The following is a 15,775-nucleotide window of genomic DNA, read 5'->3' on the forward strand; positions in this document are numbered from 1 at the left end:
ACGCGCTAGACGTGCGTCATGGCCAAACCCCGTACGCCCAAGTCCTCCAAGTTCCCCGCCGCGTCGAAGAGCGCGAAGCCGCCCGCCGGCCTGCCGGATCGCGAGACCCTGCTGGCCTTCCTGCGCGACGCCGGCGAGAGCGGAAAGGCCGACATCGCCCGCCACTTCGGCCTGAAGGGCGCCGACCGCCGGGCCCTGCGCGAGATGCTGCGGGCCATGGAGGCCGACGGCAGCCTGGGCAAGCGCGGCCGCAAGGGCTTCGCCCAGGCCGGCGCCCTGCCCCCGGTCGGCGTGGTCGACGTGGTGGAGCGCGACGCCGACGGCGACCTCTATGTGCGCCTGACCAAGGATTCCGACGACACGCCCCAGGTCCGCCTGGCGCCCGGCAAGGGCGAGGCGGCCGGCGGCGCGCCGGGGATGGGCGACCGTCTGCTGGTCCGCTTCGAGACGCTGGAGAACGGCGAGACCGAGGCCCGGCTGATCAAGCGCCTGGGCCAGAGCGCCCACAAGATCCTGGGCGTGGTGCGCAAGGCGCGTCGCGAGACCCGCATCGAGCCGGTCGACCGCAAGTCCAAGGAAAGCCTGCTGATCGACAACCAGGCCGCCGCCGACCTCAAGGAGGGCGACCTGGTCCTGGCCCAGGTCAGCGGCGCCGGCTCGCGCTACGGGCCCAAGTTCGGCAAGATCCTGGAGGTGCTGGGCAGCGAGGACGACCCGCGCGCCGCCTCGCTGATCGCCATCCACAGCCACGGCATCCCGACCGGCTTCTCGGAAGAGGCCGAGGCCGAAGCCAAGGCCGCCCAGCCGCCGACCCTGCAGGGCCGCGACGACCTGCGCGACCTGCCATTCGTGACCATCGATCCGGTGGACGCCCGCGACCACGACGACGCCGTCTACGCCCATCCCGATCCGGACGCCTCGAACGTCGGCGGCTGGATCGTCTGGGTGGCCATCGCCGACGTGGCGGCCTATGTGCGCCCCGGCTCGGCCCTGGACCGCGACGCCCGCGAGAAGGGCAACAGCGTCTACTTCCCCGACCGGGTGGAGCCGATGCTGCCCGAGACCCTGTCCAACGGCCTGTGCTCGCTCCGCGAGGGCGAGAACCGCGCGACCCTGGCCGTGCGGATGGTGTTCGACGCCGGCGGCCGCAAGAAGGGCCACAAGTTCGTGCGCGGCCTGATGCGTTCGGCCGCCAAGCTGTCCTACGAGCAGGCCCAGGCCGCCATCGACGGCGTGCCCCCGCCCGCCGGCCAGGACCCCGACAAGGCCGGACCGCTGCTGGACCCGATCCTGAGGCCCCTGTGGGCCGCCTTCCGCCTGATGGGCAAGGGCCGCGAGGCCCGCTCGCCCCTGGCCATCGAGAGCGACGAGCGCCGGATCGTCATCAAGGAGGGCGAGATCCAGTCGATCACCCGCCGCGCCAGCCTGGAAGCCCACAAGCTGATCGAGGAGATGATGATCCAGGCCAACGTCTCGGCCGCCGAGACGCTGGAAGCCAAGCGCATGCCGCTGATCTACCGCGTCCACGACACGCCCAGCGACGAGAAGGTGATGAACCTGGGCGAGTTCCTGCAGACGCTGGAAATCCCCTGGTCCAAGGGCCAGGCCCCGACGACGGCGCGGTTCAACAAGCTGCTGGACGACACCCGCGAGAGCCCGCACGCGGCGGTCATCAACGAGGTGGTCCTGCGCACCCAGATGCAGGCCCACTACTCGGCCGACAACATGGGTCACTTCGGCCTGAACCTGGCCCGCTACGCCCACTTCACCAGCCCGATCCGGCGCTATGCCGACCTGATCGTGCACCGGGCCCTGATCCGCGCCCTGGGCCTGGGCGACGACGGCCTGACCGACCAGGACATCGCCCAGATCAAGGACACCGCCGAGGTCATCACCCACGCCGAGCGCCGGGCCATGGCGGCCGAGCGAGACGCCACCGACCGCTACATCGCCGCCTTCCTGGCCGACCGGGTGGGCGCGACCTTCACCGGTCGGATCACCGGCGTCACCCGCTTCGGCCTGTTCGTGAAGCTGGACGAAACCGGCGCCGACGGCCTGGTGCCGGTCTCGACCCTGGGCGAGGAATATTTCGTCCACGACGACCGCATGCACGCCCTGGTCGGCGAGCGCACCGGCAAGCGCTTCCCCCTGGGCCTGGCGGTCGAGGTGCGGCTGCGCGAGGCCACGCCCGTGACCGGCGGCCTGGTGTTCGAGATGCTGACGGATGCGCTTCCGCGCGATCCGAAGGCGCCGCAACCCCGGCTGGGCGTGCGGGCGCGGACGCCGGTCAAGCCGCGCGGCGGCCTGCCGAAGGGCGTCCGGCGCGGGAAGCGGCGGTAGGGTATGGCTCGGTCGAGCTACATTTGCGGCTTCTGCGGCTCGGATATCGCATCCGATGACATCGCGTTGTCGCTCGCGATCAGCGGCTTGAACGTCGAGGACGGAGCGACGCAAGGCATCGTGGTTCACGGCGCTTGTCTCGCGGAACGACTGCACCCCTCCGTGCCGTTCATCGCCGAGGCCTTTGAGGACTAAGGCGCGCCTTTTTCGTTGTCATCCCGGAAAGCGCGCAGCGCTTGTCCGGGACCCAGGTGAACCGCAAGACCTCAGTCCAGTCCCCTGGGTCCCGGACAGCCTCTGCGAGGCTTCCGGGATGACAACCTTAGTGTGCTGAAAACGCCGGAACCGCCTTGGCCGCCTCTTCCAGCCGATCCGCCATCATCTTCTGGTCGGCCACAGACGGGTGCCAGTCGCACGCCCCCAGGTCCATGCCGGTGATCCGCACCGGGGTCGCCAGGCCGGGCGTCGTCGCGTCCACCGTCTTGGCCACCGCCTCGACGTCGGCGGCGAAGCTGTCGCCGGCGATCAGCAGGAAGCGCGCCTGGGGCTGGCGCTTGGCCAGGTCGCCGATGAAGCGGACATAGGCCTGGCGGTAGTCGGCGTGCAGGGCCTCGGCGTCCGCCCAGGCCTCGCCGGGCGCGACGGGCGTCGAGAAGTCGTTGGTGCCCAGACCGATAACGATCAGGTCGGGCCGCCAGGCCTCGGCCGGATCGACGACCGGCGCCGCCTCGCCCGGGATCATCCGCGGATAGAGCGCCGGCAAGGTCTGGCCCGGCGCCGCGCCGCCGTAGTTGCGCACCACGCCCCGTCCGGAGAACGCGACGATGCGGTAATCGGCGTCCAGCCGGCGCGCCAGCAGCGGACCGAAGGTCAGGCTGGTGTCGGTCTGGTCGTGAATCTCGGCCTGGGTGCAGCTGTGCTTGGTCGCCCGCACGCCGTAACCGACGGTGTGGGAGTCGCCGATGAACTCGATCCTGCGCGCGCGGACCGGCGGCGGCAGGGCCTGGCCGCGCTTGCCGACGGTGAAGCCCAGGAACCGCGCCGAACCGGTCTGGCTCTCGGTCAGCTTGTCGACCCGCACCACGTGCTCGCCCGGTCCCAGGTCGTCGTAGGTCAGGTGCGCGACGCCCGGCATGGCCACCTCGTTGCGGACCTTGCCGTCGATGCTGACGGCCAGCACCTCGAGCTGCGGATCGATCGCCACCTCAACGGACCGCCCCGTGAAGCGCCCCTCGAAATAGACGCCGGGCCAGCCGAAGGCGTAGACGCCGTCGGGCTGGGCCACGACCCGCCCGCCGATGTTGGGCGTCAGGGCGGTCTGGGCCGAGACGGGGCTCGCCAGGCACAGGGCCGCAACGGCGGCCAGGAACACGTATCTCAAGCGGATCTCCTCGAAGCGCCCCAAGACGCCGATTCCAGGCGCTACTTCCGGGCCAGATAGTCCAGCGCCAGCAGCACCTCGGCCTTCACCCCGGTCTCGAACACCGCCTCGTCGACGTCGAAATAGGGCGAGTGGTTGGCCGGGGCCGTGGCGGCGGGCACGTTGGCGGGGCGGCCGCCCAGCTGGATGAACACGGCCGGCACCTTCTCGCCGTAGCGGGAGAAGTCCTCGGCCCCGGTCACCAGGGCCGCCTGGTCATCGACCTTGCCCGGCGAGACCTGTTCCAGCACCGGCTTGACCCAGGCCGACAGGGCCGTGTCGTTGCGGGTGACCGGATAGGGCTGGGTGAAGACCGCCTGGGCCTTCGCGCCATAGCGGTCGCCGATGGCGGCCACGGTCTTCTCGACCTTGTCGATCACCTCGGCCCGGCGCTCAGGATTGAAGGTGCGCAGGGTGCCCGTCATGGTCAGGTCTTCGGGGATGATGTTGTTGCGCACCCCCATGTTGATGGTCGCCACGGTCAGCACCGTGGGCGAGGCGCCGACGTCGACCTGGCGGGCGGCGATCTGGTTGAACGACTGGACGATGTCGGCCGCCACGCTGGCCATGTCGACGCCCGCCCAGGGCCGCGCCCCGTGGGTCTGCTTGCCCTTGACCGTGATGGTCAGGCGGTCGGAGCCCGCATAGAAGCCGCCGGCCCGGTAGTTCAGGGCGTGGGCGTCGCCGGGGCCGATGTGCAGGCCGAAGATGGCGTCGACCTTGGGATGGTCCAGGGCCCCGTCGCGGATCATCAGGCCCGCCCCGCCCTCCTCGCCGGCCTGGGAGCCCTCCTCGGCCGGCTGGAACAGCACCACGACGGTCCCTGGGATGTCGGCCTTCATGCCGGCCAGCACGGTCGCCGCGCCCAGCAGCATGGCCACGTGGGTGTCGTGGCCGCAGGCGTGCATGACCGGCAGGGTCCGGCCTTCCCACTGCGCCGTGGCCTTGGAGGCGAACGGCAGGCCGGTCTTCTCCTCGACCGGCAGGGCGTCCATGTCGGCGCGCAGGGCTACGACCTTACCGGGCTTGCCGCCCTTCAGCACCCCGACCACGCCGGTGCGGCCCACGCCCTCGCGGACCTCGAAGCCCAGGGCGCGCAGCTCCTTGGCGACCAGGGCCGCCGTGCGGACCTCCTGGTTGCCCAGCTCGGGATGTTCGTGGATGTCGCGCCGCCAGGCCACGACCTTGGGCTGGACGGCCTTGGTGGCGGCGGCCACCTGGGCGGTCGAGGGGGCGGCCATGGCCGGCGCGGCCGATAGCGCGGCGATCAGAGCCAGCGCCGAAACCCTTGCGAACATGCCATCCCTCGATTTCTGAAATCCCCGGAGGAGCTTGAGACGGTTTGGGGACACGCCGCAAGGGCATGTCCCCGTCTCGAGCTGGGGACATGCCCTCGGGCGTGTCCCCAAAGCACTCCTTGCCCCTACGGACGGCTGGTGTCGTGCTGAGTCGGGTCTAAGCTCTCCGCATGGACGAGCCGATCGACGCCAAATTCGACACCCGCAACGACGGCGACGTCCGCGATCCGGCCGCCGGCGTGCTGAAGCCGCGCCACGCCGCCACCCTGATCGTCGTGCGCGACGATGGGGAGAAGCCCCGCATCCTGATGGGTCGCCGCAACCGGGGCCTGGCCTTCATGGCCGACAAGTGGGTGTTCCCCGGCGGCCGCGTCGACCGCGCCGACTACGCCGCGCCCTCGGCCAGCGAGCTGCCCCCCGACACGACCGCGCGCCTGGGCCTGGAGCCCCGCCACGCCAACCCCGCCCGCCTGGCCCGCGCCCTGGCCCTGGCGGCGGTGCGCGAGACCTTCGAGGAGACCGGCCTGCTGCTGGCCAAGGAAGCCCCGGCAAGACCCGCCGGCGGCGCCTGGCGGCCGTTCCTGGCCCAGGGGGCCCTGCCCGACCTGGCGCCGCTGGCCTTCGTGGCCCGGGCCATCACCCCGCCCTATCGCACCCGCCGCTTCGACGCCCGGTTCTTCATGGCCCCAGCCAGCGCCCTGCTGAGCCTGGAGCGCCAGCCCGACTGCGGCGAGCTGGACGAGATCGGCTGGTTCGACTTCGACCAGGCCCGCGAACTGGACCTGCCCAACATCACCCGCTTCGTGGTCCACGAGGTGGCCCAGCGCCTGGCCGACCCTGGACGCCCGGCCCCGTTCATGCGCTTCCTGCGCGGGGCGCGGCAGTTGAGTTATCTCTAGGGCGCCCTTACGAGGCCGCCCATGCTCGCTCTCGCCCTCGCCGCCGCCCTCGCCGGCCCGTCCGCGACCATCGACCAGATGGCCTGGCTGAAGGGCTGCTGGATCCAGACCAAGCCGAACGGCGGCGTCGTCGAGGAACTGTGGATGGCGCCCGGAGGCGGCGTGATGCTGGGCCTGGGCCGCACCACGCGCGACGGCAAGCTGCGCGAGTACGAATACACCCGCATCGTCGAGGCCGACGGCTCGCTGGCCTACATGGCCGAGCCCTCGGGCCAGGAGAAGGCGACCTTCCCGCTCAAGAGCCTGACGGCGGACGAGGCGGTGTTCGAGAACCCGGCCCACGACTTCCCCCAGCGGGTGATCTATCGTCGCCTGGCGCCCGACGCCGTGACCGGCCGGATCGAGGGCCAGATGGGCGGCCAGGCCAGGAGCGTCGATTTCCCGTACAAACGATGCGCGACCGGCAATTGACTTTGGCGCGCCGCTGAGTATGTTCCGCGCCTCTTAATTCGACCGCGTAGGGACCTGCGCGACCATCGCAGGGATTCGACCATGGCCAAACCGGCTTCCATCAAGATCCGCCTGAACTCGACGGCGGACACCGGCTTCTTCTACGTGACCAAGAAGAACGCCCGCACCAAGACCGAGAAGATGGTGCTGAAGAAGTACGATCCGGTCATCCGCAAGCACGTCGAATTCCGCGAAGGCAAGATCAAGTAGGTCTGCCGACCCTTCGTGATGCGACAAGACGCCCGGCCGCAAGGTCGGGCGTTTTTCGTTCAGCCGTCTTGTTTTCGCCGTCAGGGAAAGGCCTAGCTGGGCCATGCGTCGACTCCCGCTTCAGGCCCTCCGGCTGGCCGTTCTCTTGCTTGTTGGCGCTGGTTCGCCGCTGGCTCACGCTCGCGCCCACGCCGCCACGCCGGTCTACGGCTACGAGGTGGTGCGCACCTATCCCCACGATCCCAACGCCTTCACCGAGGGGCTCTTCCTGCGCGACGGGTTCCTGTACGAGAGCACCGGCCTGCAGGGCGCCTCGTCGATCCGCAAGATCGTGCTGGAGACGGGCAGCGTCGAGAACGAGCGCCAGATCTCCAGCCAGTACTTCGGCGAAGGCATCGTCGACTGGAAGGACAAGCTGATCGAGCTGACCTGGAAGGACCAGATCGGCTTCGTCTACGGCATCGACGACTTCGAGACCCGCGGCGAATTCGCCTACCAGGGCGAAGGCTGGGCCCTGACCCGCGACGACAAGCGGCTTATCATGAGCGACGGGACCTCGCGCCTGCGGTTCATCGACCCCGAGACCCTCAAGGAGACCGGCGGCGTCACCGTCACGGACGAAGGCCGGCCGGTGGACCAGCTGAACGAGCTGGAATGGGTCAAGGGCGAGATCCTGGCCAATATCTGGCAGACCGACCGCATCGCCCGCATCGACCCTGCCACGGGCAAGGTGAAGGGCTGGATCGACCTGACCGGCCTGCTGCCGCCCGAGGAGCGGGCCCGGGCCGACGTCCTGAACGGCATCGCCTACGACGCCAAGGCCGACAAGCTGATCGTCACGGGCAAGCTGTGGCCGCGGCTGTACGAGATCAGGCTGGTGGCGCCGAAGCGCTGACGGGGACGTGCCCTTGCGGCGTGTCCCCAATTCCAGGCTCAGCGGATGCTGATGGGGACACGCCCGAGGGCATGTCCCCGGCCCTGCTAGGCCGCCTTCCCCACCACGAGGTTCCGGCCGGACTTCTTGGCCTCGTACACCGCCTCGTCGGCCCGCTTCATCAGGGTCTCGGGGGTGTCGTTGGGGCCGCTGCTGGCCGAGACGCCGACCGAGATGGTCACGGTCAGGACCTCGGCGCCCTGGGCGACGTGGAACGGCGAGCCGGAGACGTGCATGCGGATCCGCTCGGCGATGCGCAGGGCGTCGGCCAGCTGGGTGTCGGGCATGATCACCGTGAACTCCTCGCCGCCGTAGCGGCAAGGCAGGTCGACGGCGCGGACGTTGGAGGCCAGGCGCAGGGCGAACTCGCGCAGCACCTCGTCGCCGACGTCGTGGCCGAAGGTGTCGTTGATCTTCTTGAAGTGGTCGATGTCGATCAGCAGGGCCGAGACCGGGTCGCCGCCCAGGGCCGCGCGCTTGACCAGGGAGTCCAGCTGGCCGGCCATGTAGCGGCGGTTGTGCAGCCCGGTCAGCTGGTCGGTGACGGCCAGCTCCAGGCTGTGGTCCAGGTTCTGGCGCAGATAGTCGGTGTAGCGCTTGCGCTGGATCTGGGTCTTGACCCGGGCCGACAGCTCCTGCGGGTCGATCGGACGCGGCAGGACGTCGTTGATCCCGATCTCCAGCGCCTTGACGATGCGCGGGCGTTCGTCCGGATCGACCATGGCCAGGATCGGCAGGTGGCGGGTGCGCTCGTCCGAACGCAGGCCGGCGGCGAAGCGCAGGCCGTCGAAGCCCTTGGCCGCGGCGTTGATGATCACGAGGTCGACCGGACCGCCGGCGCTGATCTGGGCCTTGATCGGATCGGATTCGACCACCGGGCGGTGCTCGACCGCCAGCTCGGCGGCCACGCGCTGGGCCTGGCGCTCGTTGTCGTCGACCACCAGCACCCGGCCGCCCAGGCCGTCCAGGCGCGAGGCGGCGCCGGCGATCACGCCCATGCGGCGGCCCGAGGCCTCGCGCTGGCGCAGTTCGTCGAGGACCAGCTTGAAGCGGGTCAGGCTGCGCACCCGGGCGAACAGCATGACGTCGTCGATGGGCTTGGTCAGGAAGTCCGAGGCGCCCGCCTCCAGGCCCTGGATGCGGTCGGCGCGGCCGTCCAGCGCCGTGACCAGCACCACCGGGATGTGGCGGGTGGCGGGGTCTTCCTTGAGTTTCTTGCAGACGGTGAAGCCGTCCATGCCGGGCATCATCACGTCCAGCAGGATCACGTCGGGCAGTTCGCTGGCCGCCAGGGCCAAGGCGGTGGGCCCGTCATAGGCGACCGAGACCTGGTAGTACTCGGCCGTCAGCTTGGCCTCGAGCAGGCGGACATTGGCCTCGATGTCGTCGACGACCAGGATGCGCGCGCTCACGGCCTACCTCTCCAGCAACCGGCGGATGGTGTCCAGGAAGTGCGACACCGAGATGGGCTTGGAGATATAGGCCTCGCACCCGCCCTCACGGATGCGCTCCTCGTCGCCCTTCATGGCGAATGCCGTAACGGCGACGACGGGGATATGTGACAGATCGTCATCCTCCTTGAGCCACTTGGTGACTTCAAGGCCGGAGATCTCGGGCAGCTGGATGTCCATCAGGATCAGGTCCGGACGGTGCTCGCGGGCGATCGACAGCGCCTGCAGCCCCTCGCGGGTCTGCAGGGTCTCGTAACCCTGGGCCTCGAGCAGGTCATGAAAGAGTTTCATGTTCAGCTCGTTATCCTCGACGATGAGGACCTTCTTCGTCATCCTGACCCCGACCATTCCGGTCCGTGGCGATGCGTGAGGGATTCGCGTCGCTTCTGGATTCCAGATCGCACGAATATCCTTAAGCCCGCGCTAATCGCGTTTTACCCCCGCCGACCGTAGATCATGGAACCCTGTTTTTCAGACCTCGAAGCCTGCACGGTGCGCCCTGACGCGCCCTTGGTCATCGTCGATGTGGACGAGGTGCTCGCGCGTTTCATGCATGGCTTCGGAACGTTCATCGGGCGCCATGGATTCGAGCTGCGATTCGACCGCTTCGCCCTGTTCCAGAACATCTACCGCCCGGGCGAGACCGAGCACCTGGACCTGATCGCCGGCCGGGCCCTGTTCAACGACTTCTTCCGCGACGGGGCCGACGACCTGCTGCCCGCCGAGGGCGCGGCCGACGCCCTGGCCGACCTGTCGACCCGCGCCGACGTGGTGATCCTGACCAACGCCCCCGAGCACGGCCGCCAGTCGCGCGCCCGCTGGCTGAAGACCCACGGCTTCGACTATCCGCTGGTGATCAACAGCGGTCCCAAGGGACCGTCGGCGGCGCACCTGGCGCAGCGCACGGCCTCGCCCTCGGTGTTCGTCGACGACCTGCTGCCGCAACTGGATTCGGTGGCCGAGAGCGCGCCGTGGGTCACCCGCTTCCAGATGGTGGCCGACGAGCGCCTGCGCCCCCTCGCCCCCTCCGATCCCGAGCGGCACGCCCGCATCGACCTGTGGCCGGACCTGAAGACGGCCATCGAGCGCACGCTGTTCAAATGAAAGCGCTCTGCCGCGACTGCCTGGCGACGGGCGAGGCCAAGGTCTCGCGCTGTCCGGCCTGCGGTTCGCCGCGCGTGGTCTTCCACGAGGAGCTGGGCCGGCTTTCCATGGCCCACATGGACTGCGACGCCTTCTACGCGTCGGTCGAGAAGCGCGACGACCCGTCCCTGCGCGACAAGCCGGTGATCGTGGGCGGCGGCAAGCGCGGGGTGGTGACGACGGCCTGCTACATCGCCCGCATGAGCGGCCCGCGCTCGGCCATGCCGATGTACAAGGCGCTGAAGCTGTGCCCGCAGGCCGTGGTCATCAAGCCCAACTTCGCCAAGTACAAGCACGAGAGCCGGCGGATCATGGCCAAGCTGGAGGCCCTGACGCCCCTGGTGCAGCCGCTGTCGCTGGACGAGGCCTGGATCGACCTTTCGGGCACCGAACGCCTGCACGGCGCACCGCCGGCGGTGATGCTGGCGCGGGTGCAGAAGGCGATCGAGGAGGAGGTGAACATCACCGTCTCGATCGGCCTGGCCCCCAACAAGTTCCTGGCCAAGATCGCGTCCGAGCTGGACAAGCCGCGCGGCTTTTCGGTGATCGGGGCGACCGGGATCGAGGCGTTCCTGGCCCCGCGACCGGTGTCGATCCTGCCCGGGGTGGGCCCGGCCACGGTGACCGCCCTCGCCCAGGAGGGCCTGCGCACCGTGGGCGACATCGCCAACGCCGACCTCAAATGGCTGGTCAAGGTGCTGGGCTCGGGCGGCCTGCGCCTGCACCACCTGGCCCACGGGCGCGACACCCGGCTGGTCGATCCCGACCAGGAGCGCAAGACGATCAGCGCCGAGACCACCTTCAACGACGACCTCTACAAGCGCGAGGACCTCGAGGACGAGCTGTGGCCCCTGTGCGAGAAGGTCGCCCGCCAGGCCCGGGCCGGCGGGGTGGCGGGACGGGTGGCGACGCTGAAGCTGCGCACGCCCGACTTCAAGATCCACACCCGCCGCCGCACCCTGCCCGTCCCGACCCAGACCGCCCGCACCCTGTTCCAGGTGGCCCGCGAACTGCTGGCGGCGGAACCCAAGGGCCTGCACTACCGCCTGATCGGCGCGGGCCTGACCGACTTCGTCCCCGCCGAGGGCGCGGCCGACGACTTCTTCGCCGGCGACGAGCGCCGGGCGCTGAAGAGCGAGACGGTCATCGACGGGCTGCGGGGCAAGTTCGGCGCGGCGGCCGTGGTCACGGGACGGGCGCTGAAGGGCGCGGCCCCGGCCAAGACGCCGACCGAGGCCAAGGACGACTGAAGCGCCGCCGCTGGCGGACGCGATCAGGTCGTTCGCAGCATTCCGATTGAAAGACCCTTGCCGTCCCGCAAGGATTTCGAGGTCTCAATCAGGGATCGCCCGATGATCTTCCGCCACCTGACCTTCGCCGCCCTCGCCGCGGCCGCTTCGACCGGCCCGTCGTCCGTCCTGGCCGCCGCGCCGCACCACGCCACCGGGACCTTCGAGGTCAAGATCGTCCCGGCGACCGAGGACAAGGGCCCTGATGGGGGCTCGACGCTCAGCCGGCTGACCCTGGACAAGACCTATGCCGGCGCCCTGACGGCGACCAGCAAGGGCGAGATGCTGGCGGCCGGCGGGTCGGTGCCGACCTCGGCGGCCTATGTGGCGGTGGAGCGGATCACCGGAACCCTGGACGGCCGCGCCGGCAGCTTCGCCGTCGTCCAGCACGGCTGGATGCAGGGCGACCAGCGGGTGATGGACGTGATGATCGTGCCCGACTCCGGCGGCGGCGCGCTGAAAGGGCTGGCCGGCACGTTCAGGATCGAGATCAAGGACGGCAAGCACTTCTACGTCATGGACTACACGCTGGACGGCCAGTAGCCGCCCGGCCGACTACATCAGCGAGCCCTTGCCGCTGGTCACTTCGGTATAGCGGTGCACCCGCACGGCCTGGACCAGGCCGAAGCCGACCATGACCGTCAGCATGACGGTGCCGCCGTACGACAGCATCGGCATGGGCACGCCCACCACCGGCGCCATGCCCATCACCATCGCGCCGTTGATCAGCACGTAGAGGGCGAAGGTGGCGGTCACCCCGGCGGCCGACAGGCGTCCGAAGTGGCTGTGGCTGATCGAGGCGATGCGCAGGGCCATGAAGATCGCCACGCCGTACAGGAACAGCACGCTGACGCAGCCCAGGAAGCCGAACTCCTCGGCCAGGGTGGCGAAGATGAAGTCGGTCTGCTTTTCCGGCAGGAAGTTCAGCTGGCTCTGCGAGCCCAGGCCGAAGCCCTTGCCCAGCAGGCCGCCCGAGCCCAGGGCGATCTTGGACTGCATGATGTGGTAGCCGTTGCCCGACGGGTCCTTCTCCGGGTCCATGAAGGTCAGGATCCGGTTGCGCTGGTAGTCGTGCAGCACGAAGAAGATGAACGGCGGCAAGGCGGCCAGGCCGGCCACGATCCCGACGATGATCAGGCGCAGCGATAGGCCGGCCAGCACCATCACCGCCAGGCCCGGCAGGGCGATCAGCACCGCGGTGCCCAGGTCGGGCTGGTGGGCGACCAGCAGGGTCGGGGCGCCGATCAGGGCGGCGGGGATCAGCAGCTTCCACGACAGCCGGGCGCTGTCGGCCGACAGGCCGTGATAGTAGCGGGCCAGGGCCAGGACGACGCCGATCTTCATGATCTCGGACGGTTGGAAGCGCAGCGGTCCGATGGCCAGCCAGCGCTGCGCGCCCAGAGACACGTCGCCGACCGCCTCCACCGCCACCAGCAGCAGCAGGGCCACGCCGTAGATCGGATAGGCCAGGGTGAACCAGACACGCAGGTCCACCATCGCCAGCAGGATCATCATCACGAAATAGATGCCGAAGCGCAGCAGGTGCTTGTCGGCCCACGGCTCCCACGAGGCGCCGGCGATCGAGAACAGCATCAGCGCGCCGGTGCCGGCGATCAGGCACAGGACCAGACACAGGGTCCAGTCGATCTCCATGAACTTGATGATCGGCCGGTCGCGTTCGCCGGGCCGGCTGAGGCCGCCGCTGAGGGTCATCGGGGAGCTCCAGGGACGGGAGGCGCGGGAACGATAGGCGTGGTCTGCGCCCCACCACTTGGAAATGGCGGCGGCGCGCCCACGGTCGGATCGTCGGGGGCGGCGCCCTCGACCGAACCGTCCGCGGCGGCGTCATCCGGTTCCGGCGGCAGCGGCATGGGACGCTCGATGCGGGCGCGGACCTCGGGGTCCTTCAGCAGCGCCACGCGCATCACCTCGCGGGCCCGCGGGGCGCCGGCGGTGGCGCCGCCCAGGCCGCCGTGCTCGATGATGACGGCCACGGCGTAGCGCGGATCGTCATAGGGGGCGAAGGCCACGAACAGATTGTGGTCCTTCAGCCGCCAGGCGACGTTGGTGCTCTTGCGGTCGGCGACCTTGTCGTAGCTGCGGACCTGGGCCGTGCCGGTCTTGCCCGCCATCTTGACGTCGCCCAGGCCCAGCTGGCTCTGGCGATAGGCGGTGCCGCGCACGTCGTTGGCCACGGCCTCCATGCCGCCGCGCACATAGGCCAGATGCTCGGGCGTGAACGGCAGGTCGGGCACGGCCGCCCCGCTGGGCTGCTCGACGCCGCCGACCGACTTGATCAGGCGCGGATTGAGCGCCTTCTTGCTGTTGGCCAGGCGCGAGGTCATCACCGCCAGCTGCAGGGCGTTGACCAGCAGCGCCCCCTGCCCGATCCCGTAGGACGGCGTCTCGCCCGGAAACCAGATCTGGTTGGCCGGATTCTTCTTGAAGGCCCGCTTCTTCCACTCGCGGTCGGGCACCAGGCCCTTCTTCTGGCCGGGGATGCCGATGTCGAACACCTGGCCGAAGCCCATGGCCCGCGCGGCGCTGGCGATGGCGTCCGGCCCGATCTTCAGGGCGGTCTGGTAGAAGTAGATGTCGCAGCTGTTCTTGATGGCGTCGTGCAGGTTCTGCGAGCCGTGGCCGCGCTTCTCCCAGCACCGCCAGGTGCGGCCGCCGTAGTACCAGCTGCCGCCGCAATTGACCCGCACCTCGGGATCGACCCCGGCGGTCAGGGCGGCCAGGCCCACGGTCGGCTTGAAGGTCGAGCCGGGCGGGAAGTTGCCGGTCAGGGCCTTGTCCAGCAGCGGCTTGCGCTCGTACTCGGCCAGGGCCTTGTACTCGGGGCCGGACAGGCCCTTCACGAAGCGGTTGGCGTCGAAGCTGGGGGCCGAGACCATGGCCAGCAGGTCGCCGTTGCGGATGTCCATCACGACGATGGCGCCGCTCTCGTCGCCCATCACCTCCAGCGCCCGGTTCTGGATATCGGCGTCCAGGGTCAGGCGCACTTCCTTGCCGGGGGTGGGCGGGATGTCGCCCTCGGGGTCCAGGCGGACCACGCGCCCCTGGGCGTCGACCTCGGCCTTGGTTGCGCCGGGACGGCCGCGCAGCTCGCGGTCCAGGGCCTTCTCCACGCCCTGCTTGCCGATCCGGAAGCCCGGATGGTGCAGCAGGTCCTGGTCGGGCTCGTCCTTGGCCTTCTCCAGGTCGCGGTCCGAGACCTTGGCCACGTAGCCGATCACATGGGCGAAGGCGCCGCCGAACGGATAGACCCGCACCTCGCCCATGTCGGCGGTCACGCCGGGCAGCTCGGGCGCGCGGATGTTGACGCGGGAGAACTCCTCCCAGGTCATGTCCTCCATCACCGCCACCGGGGCCTTCTTCGGCGCGCGGGCGATGTCCTTGATCAGGCGGGCGCGACGGGTGCCGTCGATCGGCACCAGCTTGGCCAGGTCGTCCAGCGTGGCCTCGACGTCGAAGTCCTTGGACTCCTTGCTGACCATCAGCCGGAAGTTCGGGCGGTTCGAGGCCAGGGCCACGCCGTTGCGGTCCAGGATCAGGCCGCGCGGCGGCGGCGTCAGGCGGTAGTTGAACTGGTTGCCGGCCGACAGCTTCTGGTACCGGCGGGCCTCGACCAGCTGCAGCTGGGCCAGGCGACCGCCCAGGGCCAGCAGGCCGCCGCCGGCCAGGCCGCCCATCAGGAACGCCCGGCGGTGGAACACGCCCTGACGTTCGTTGACCTCGAAGAAGAAGATTGACGGTTCGCTCATGGCGTCACCGGAACCGAACGTCCGCGTCCTCGAACCGGTCGATCAGCCGGTGGGCGAACGGGAACAACAGGGCCGTGACCAGGAACTGCCAGAACACGGCCAGGAGGCTGGGCATGGCCAGGCTGTCCAGCATGCTGAACAGGAAGCCGCCGGCCATGGCCACGGCGGTGACCCCGGCGAACCAGGCCCACATCATCGGCCGGCTTTGGCCGGTCATCATGTTGCGGCCGGTCAGGGCCGTGGCGTAGGCGATCAGCAGCGACAGGCCCCACAGGCCGGTCGGCCCGCCCCAGAACATGTCCAGGAACAGGCCCAGCAGCAGCAGGGCGAAGGGCGCCAGGATCGAGGGGCGGATCAGGGCCCAGGCGAAGGCCGGGACCATGGCGAACACCGGCTCGGGCAGCTGCAGGCCGAAGATGCGGATCGGTGCGGCGAAGGCGATGGTCGCCAGCACGCAGAACAGCGCGGGCACGCCCAGCCAGCGGCCGGGATGCAGAGGCCGCGCGCCGCCCAT

General features: G+C 69.8%; 16 protein-coding genes. 9 read left to right on the plus strand and 7 right to left on the minus strand.

Going from position 1 to position 15,775, the window contains the following annotated elements; genetic code table 11:
* Positions 1 to 18 precede the first annotated feature (18 nt).
* Both rnr and WAE60_RS17205 read left to right on the plus strand, forming a co-directional pair.
* Entirely contained in the window at positions 19 to 2,340 is a 2,322-nt protein-coding gene (gene rnr / locus WAE60_RS17200; RefSeq protein WP_337687664.1) for a ribonuclease R, read from the plus strand.
* Positions 2,341 to 2,343: 3 nt separating this feature from the next.
* Positions 2,344 to 2,535: a hypothetical protein gene (locus WAE60_RS17205; protein WP_029916226.1), complete on the plus strand. Its 192-nt coding sequence runs from the start codon at positions 2,344 to 2,346 to the stop codon at positions 2,533 to 2,535.
* Positions 2,536 to 2,662: 127 nt separating this feature from the next.
* On the opposite strand, the gene WAE60_RS17210 is transcribed toward WAE60_RS17205, so the two are convergent.
* Positions 2,663 to 3,712: an SGNH/GDSL hydrolase family protein gene (locus tag WAE60_RS17210; RefSeq protein ID WP_337687725.1), complete on the minus strand. Its 1,050-nt coding sequence runs from the start codon at positions 3,710 to 3,712 to the stop codon at positions 2,663 to 2,665.
* Between the two features lie 50 nt (positions 3,713 to 3,762).
* Positions 3,763 to 5,058: an amidohydrolase gene (locus WAE60_RS17215; protein WP_337687665.1), complete on the minus strand. Its 1,296-nt coding sequence runs from the start codon at positions 5,056 to 5,058 to the stop codon at positions 3,763 to 3,765.
* A 170-nt stretch (positions 5,059 to 5,228) separates the two neighbouring features.
* Between WAE60_RS17215 and WAE60_RS17220 the strand changes: the two genes are divergently transcribed.
* From WAE60_RS17220 to WAE60_RS17235, 4 genes are all read left to right on the plus strand, one after another.
* On the plus strand, positions 5,229 to 5,957 hold the full coding sequence (locus tag WAE60_RS17220) for an NUDIX hydrolase (protein WP_029916220.1): 729 nt from the start codon (positions 5,229 to 5,231) through the stop codon (positions 5,955 to 5,957).
* Positions 5,958 to 5,978: 21 nt separating this feature from the next.
* Positions 5,979 to 6,428 carry a DUF6265 family protein gene (locus WAE60_RS17225; protein WP_337687666.1) on the plus strand — a complete coding sequence of 150 codons (450 nt, stop codon included), beginning with the start codon at positions 5,979 to 5,981 and terminating at the stop codon, positions 6,426 to 6,428.
* Between the two features lie 81 nt (positions 6,429 to 6,509).
* Positions 6,510 to 6,677, plus strand: a complete 168-nt coding sequence (gene rpmG / locus WAE60_RS17230) for a 50S ribosomal protein L33 (protein ID WP_010920317.1) — start codon at positions 6,510 to 6,512, stop codon at positions 6,675 to 6,677.
* A gap of 103 nt (positions 6,678 to 6,780) precedes the next feature.
* Positions 6,781 to 7,572, plus strand: a complete 792-nt coding sequence (locus WAE60_RS17235) for a glutaminyl-peptide cyclotransferase (RefSeq protein WP_337687667.1) — start codon at positions 6,781 to 6,783, stop codon at positions 7,570 to 7,572.
* An 86-nt stretch (positions 7,573 to 7,658) separates the two neighbouring features.
* Here the strand turns inward: WAE60_RS17235 and WAE60_RS17240 are convergent, their stop codons facing one another.
* Both WAE60_RS17240 and divK read right to left on the minus strand, forming a co-directional pair.
* Complete coding sequence (locus tag WAE60_RS17240) at positions 7,659 to 9,023, minus strand: PleD family two-component system response regulator (protein WP_029916213.1); 1,365 nt, start codon at positions 9,021 to 9,023, stop codon at positions 7,659 to 7,661.
* 3 nt (positions 9,024 to 9,026) lie between these two features.
* Positions 9,027 to 9,395, minus strand: a complete 369-nt coding sequence (gene divK / locus WAE60_RS17245) for a cell-cycle response regulator DivK (RefSeq protein WP_029916211.1) — start codon at positions 9,393 to 9,395, stop codon at positions 9,027 to 9,029.
* Between the two features lie 123 nt (positions 9,396 to 9,518).
* Between divK and WAE60_RS17250 the strand changes: the two genes are divergently transcribed.
* From WAE60_RS17250 to WAE60_RS17260, 3 genes are all read left to right on the plus strand, one after another.
* The gene (locus WAE60_RS17250; RefSeq protein WP_337687668.1) at positions 9,519 to 10,166 is read left to right on the plus strand and encodes a hypothetical protein; all 648 of its coding nucleotides are present in this window, start codon (positions 9,519 to 9,521) and stop codon (positions 10,164 to 10,166) included.
* Positions 10,163 to 11,455, plus strand: coding sequence for a DNA polymerase IV (locus WAE60_RS17255; protein WP_337687669.1), 1,293 nt, complete (start codon positions 10,163 to 10,165; stop codon positions 11,453 to 11,455). Before WAE60_RS17250 ends, WAE60_RS17255 begins: the two co-directional genes overlap by 4 nt.
* A 102-nt stretch (positions 11,456 to 11,557) precedes the next feature.
* Positions 11,558 to 12,037 carry a DUF3224 domain-containing protein gene (locus WAE60_RS17260; protein WP_337687670.1) on the plus strand — a complete coding sequence of 160 codons (480 nt, stop codon included), beginning with the start codon at positions 11,558 to 11,560 and terminating at the stop codon, positions 12,035 to 12,037.
* A gap of 12 nt (positions 12,038 to 12,049) precedes the next feature.
* Here the strand turns inward: WAE60_RS17260 and rodA are convergent, their stop codons facing one another.
* From rodA to WAE60_RS17275, 3 genes are read right to left on the minus strand one after another with little or no spacing between them, the layout of a single operon-like run.
* Positions 12,050 to 13,207: a rod shape-determining protein RodA gene (gene rodA, locus WAE60_RS17265; RefSeq protein ID WP_029916199.1), complete on the minus strand. Its 1,158-nt coding sequence runs from the start codon at positions 13,205 to 13,207 to the stop codon at positions 12,050 to 12,052.
* Positions 13,204 to 15,261 carry a penicillin-binding protein 2 gene (mrdA, locus tag WAE60_RS17270; RefSeq protein ID WP_337687671.1) on the minus strand — a complete coding sequence of 686 codons (2,058 nt, stop codon included), beginning with the start codon at positions 15,259 to 15,261 and terminating at the stop codon, positions 13,204 to 13,206. Before mrdA ends, rodA begins: the two co-directional genes overlap by 4 nt.
* 4 nt (positions 15,262 to 15,265) lie before the next feature.
* Positions 15,266 to 15,775, minus strand: coding sequence for a hypothetical protein (locus WAE60_RS17275; RefSeq protein ID WP_029916195.1), 510 nt, complete (start codon positions 15,773 to 15,775; stop codon positions 15,266 to 15,268).

This window comes from Caulobacter sp. CCG-8 (assembly GCF_037402475.1).
Taxonomy (GTDB): Bacteria; Pseudomonadota; Alphaproteobacteria; order Caulobacterales; family Caulobacteraceae; genus Caulobacter.

Coding starts and splice junctions, on each gene's coding strand:
- rnr (WP_337687664.1), top strand. CDS start 19: ATGGCCAAACCCCGTACGCCCAAGTCCTCCAAGTTCCCCGCCGCGTCG.
- WAE60_RS17205 (WP_029916226.1), top strand. CDS start 2,344: ATGGCTCGGTCGAGCTACATTTGCGGCTTCTGCGGCTCGGATATCGCA.
- WAE60_RS17215 (WP_337687665.1), bottom strand. CDS start 5,058: ATGTTCGCAAGGGTTTCGGCGCTGGCTCTGATCGCCGCGCTATCGGCC.
- WAE60_RS17220 (WP_029916220.1), top strand. CDS start 5,229: ATGGACGAGCCGATCGACGCCAAATTCGACACCCGCAACGACGGCGAC.
- WAE60_RS17225 (WP_337687666.1), top strand. CDS start 5,979: ATGCTCGCTCTCGCCCTCGCCGCCGCCCTCGCCGGCCCGTCCGCGACC.
- rpmG (WP_010920317.1), top strand. CDS start 6,510: ATGGCCAAACCGGCTTCCATCAAGATCCGCCTGAACTCGACGGCGGAC.
- WAE60_RS17235 (WP_337687667.1), top strand. CDS start 6,781: ATGCGTCGACTCCCGCTTCAGGCCCTCCGGCTGGCCGTTCTCTTGCTT.
- divK (WP_029916211.1), bottom strand. CDS start 9,395: ATGACGAAGAAGGTCCTCATCGTCGAGGATAACGAGCTGAACATGAAA.
- WAE60_RS17250 (WP_337687668.1), top strand. CDS start 9,519: ATGGAACCCTGTTTTTCAGACCTCGAAGCCTGCACGGTGCGCCCTGAC.
- WAE60_RS17255 (WP_337687669.1), top strand. CDS start 10,163: ATGAAAGCGCTCTGCCGCGACTGCCTGGCGACGGGCGAGGCCAAGGTC.
- WAE60_RS17260 (WP_337687670.1), top strand. CDS start 11,558: ATGATCTTCCGCCACCTGACCTTCGCCGCCCTCGCCGCGGCCGCTTCG.
- rodA (WP_029916199.1), bottom strand. CDS start 13,207: ATGACCCTCAGCGGCGGCCTCAGCCGGCCCGGCGAACGCGACCGGCCG.
- mrdA (WP_337687671.1), bottom strand. CDS start 15,261: ATGAGCGAACCGTCAATCTTCTTCTTCGAGGTCAACGAACGTCAGGGC.
- WAE60_RS17275 (WP_029916195.1), bottom strand. CDS start 15,775: ATGGGCGGCGCGCGGCCTCTGCATCCCGGCCGCTGGCTGGGCGTGCCC.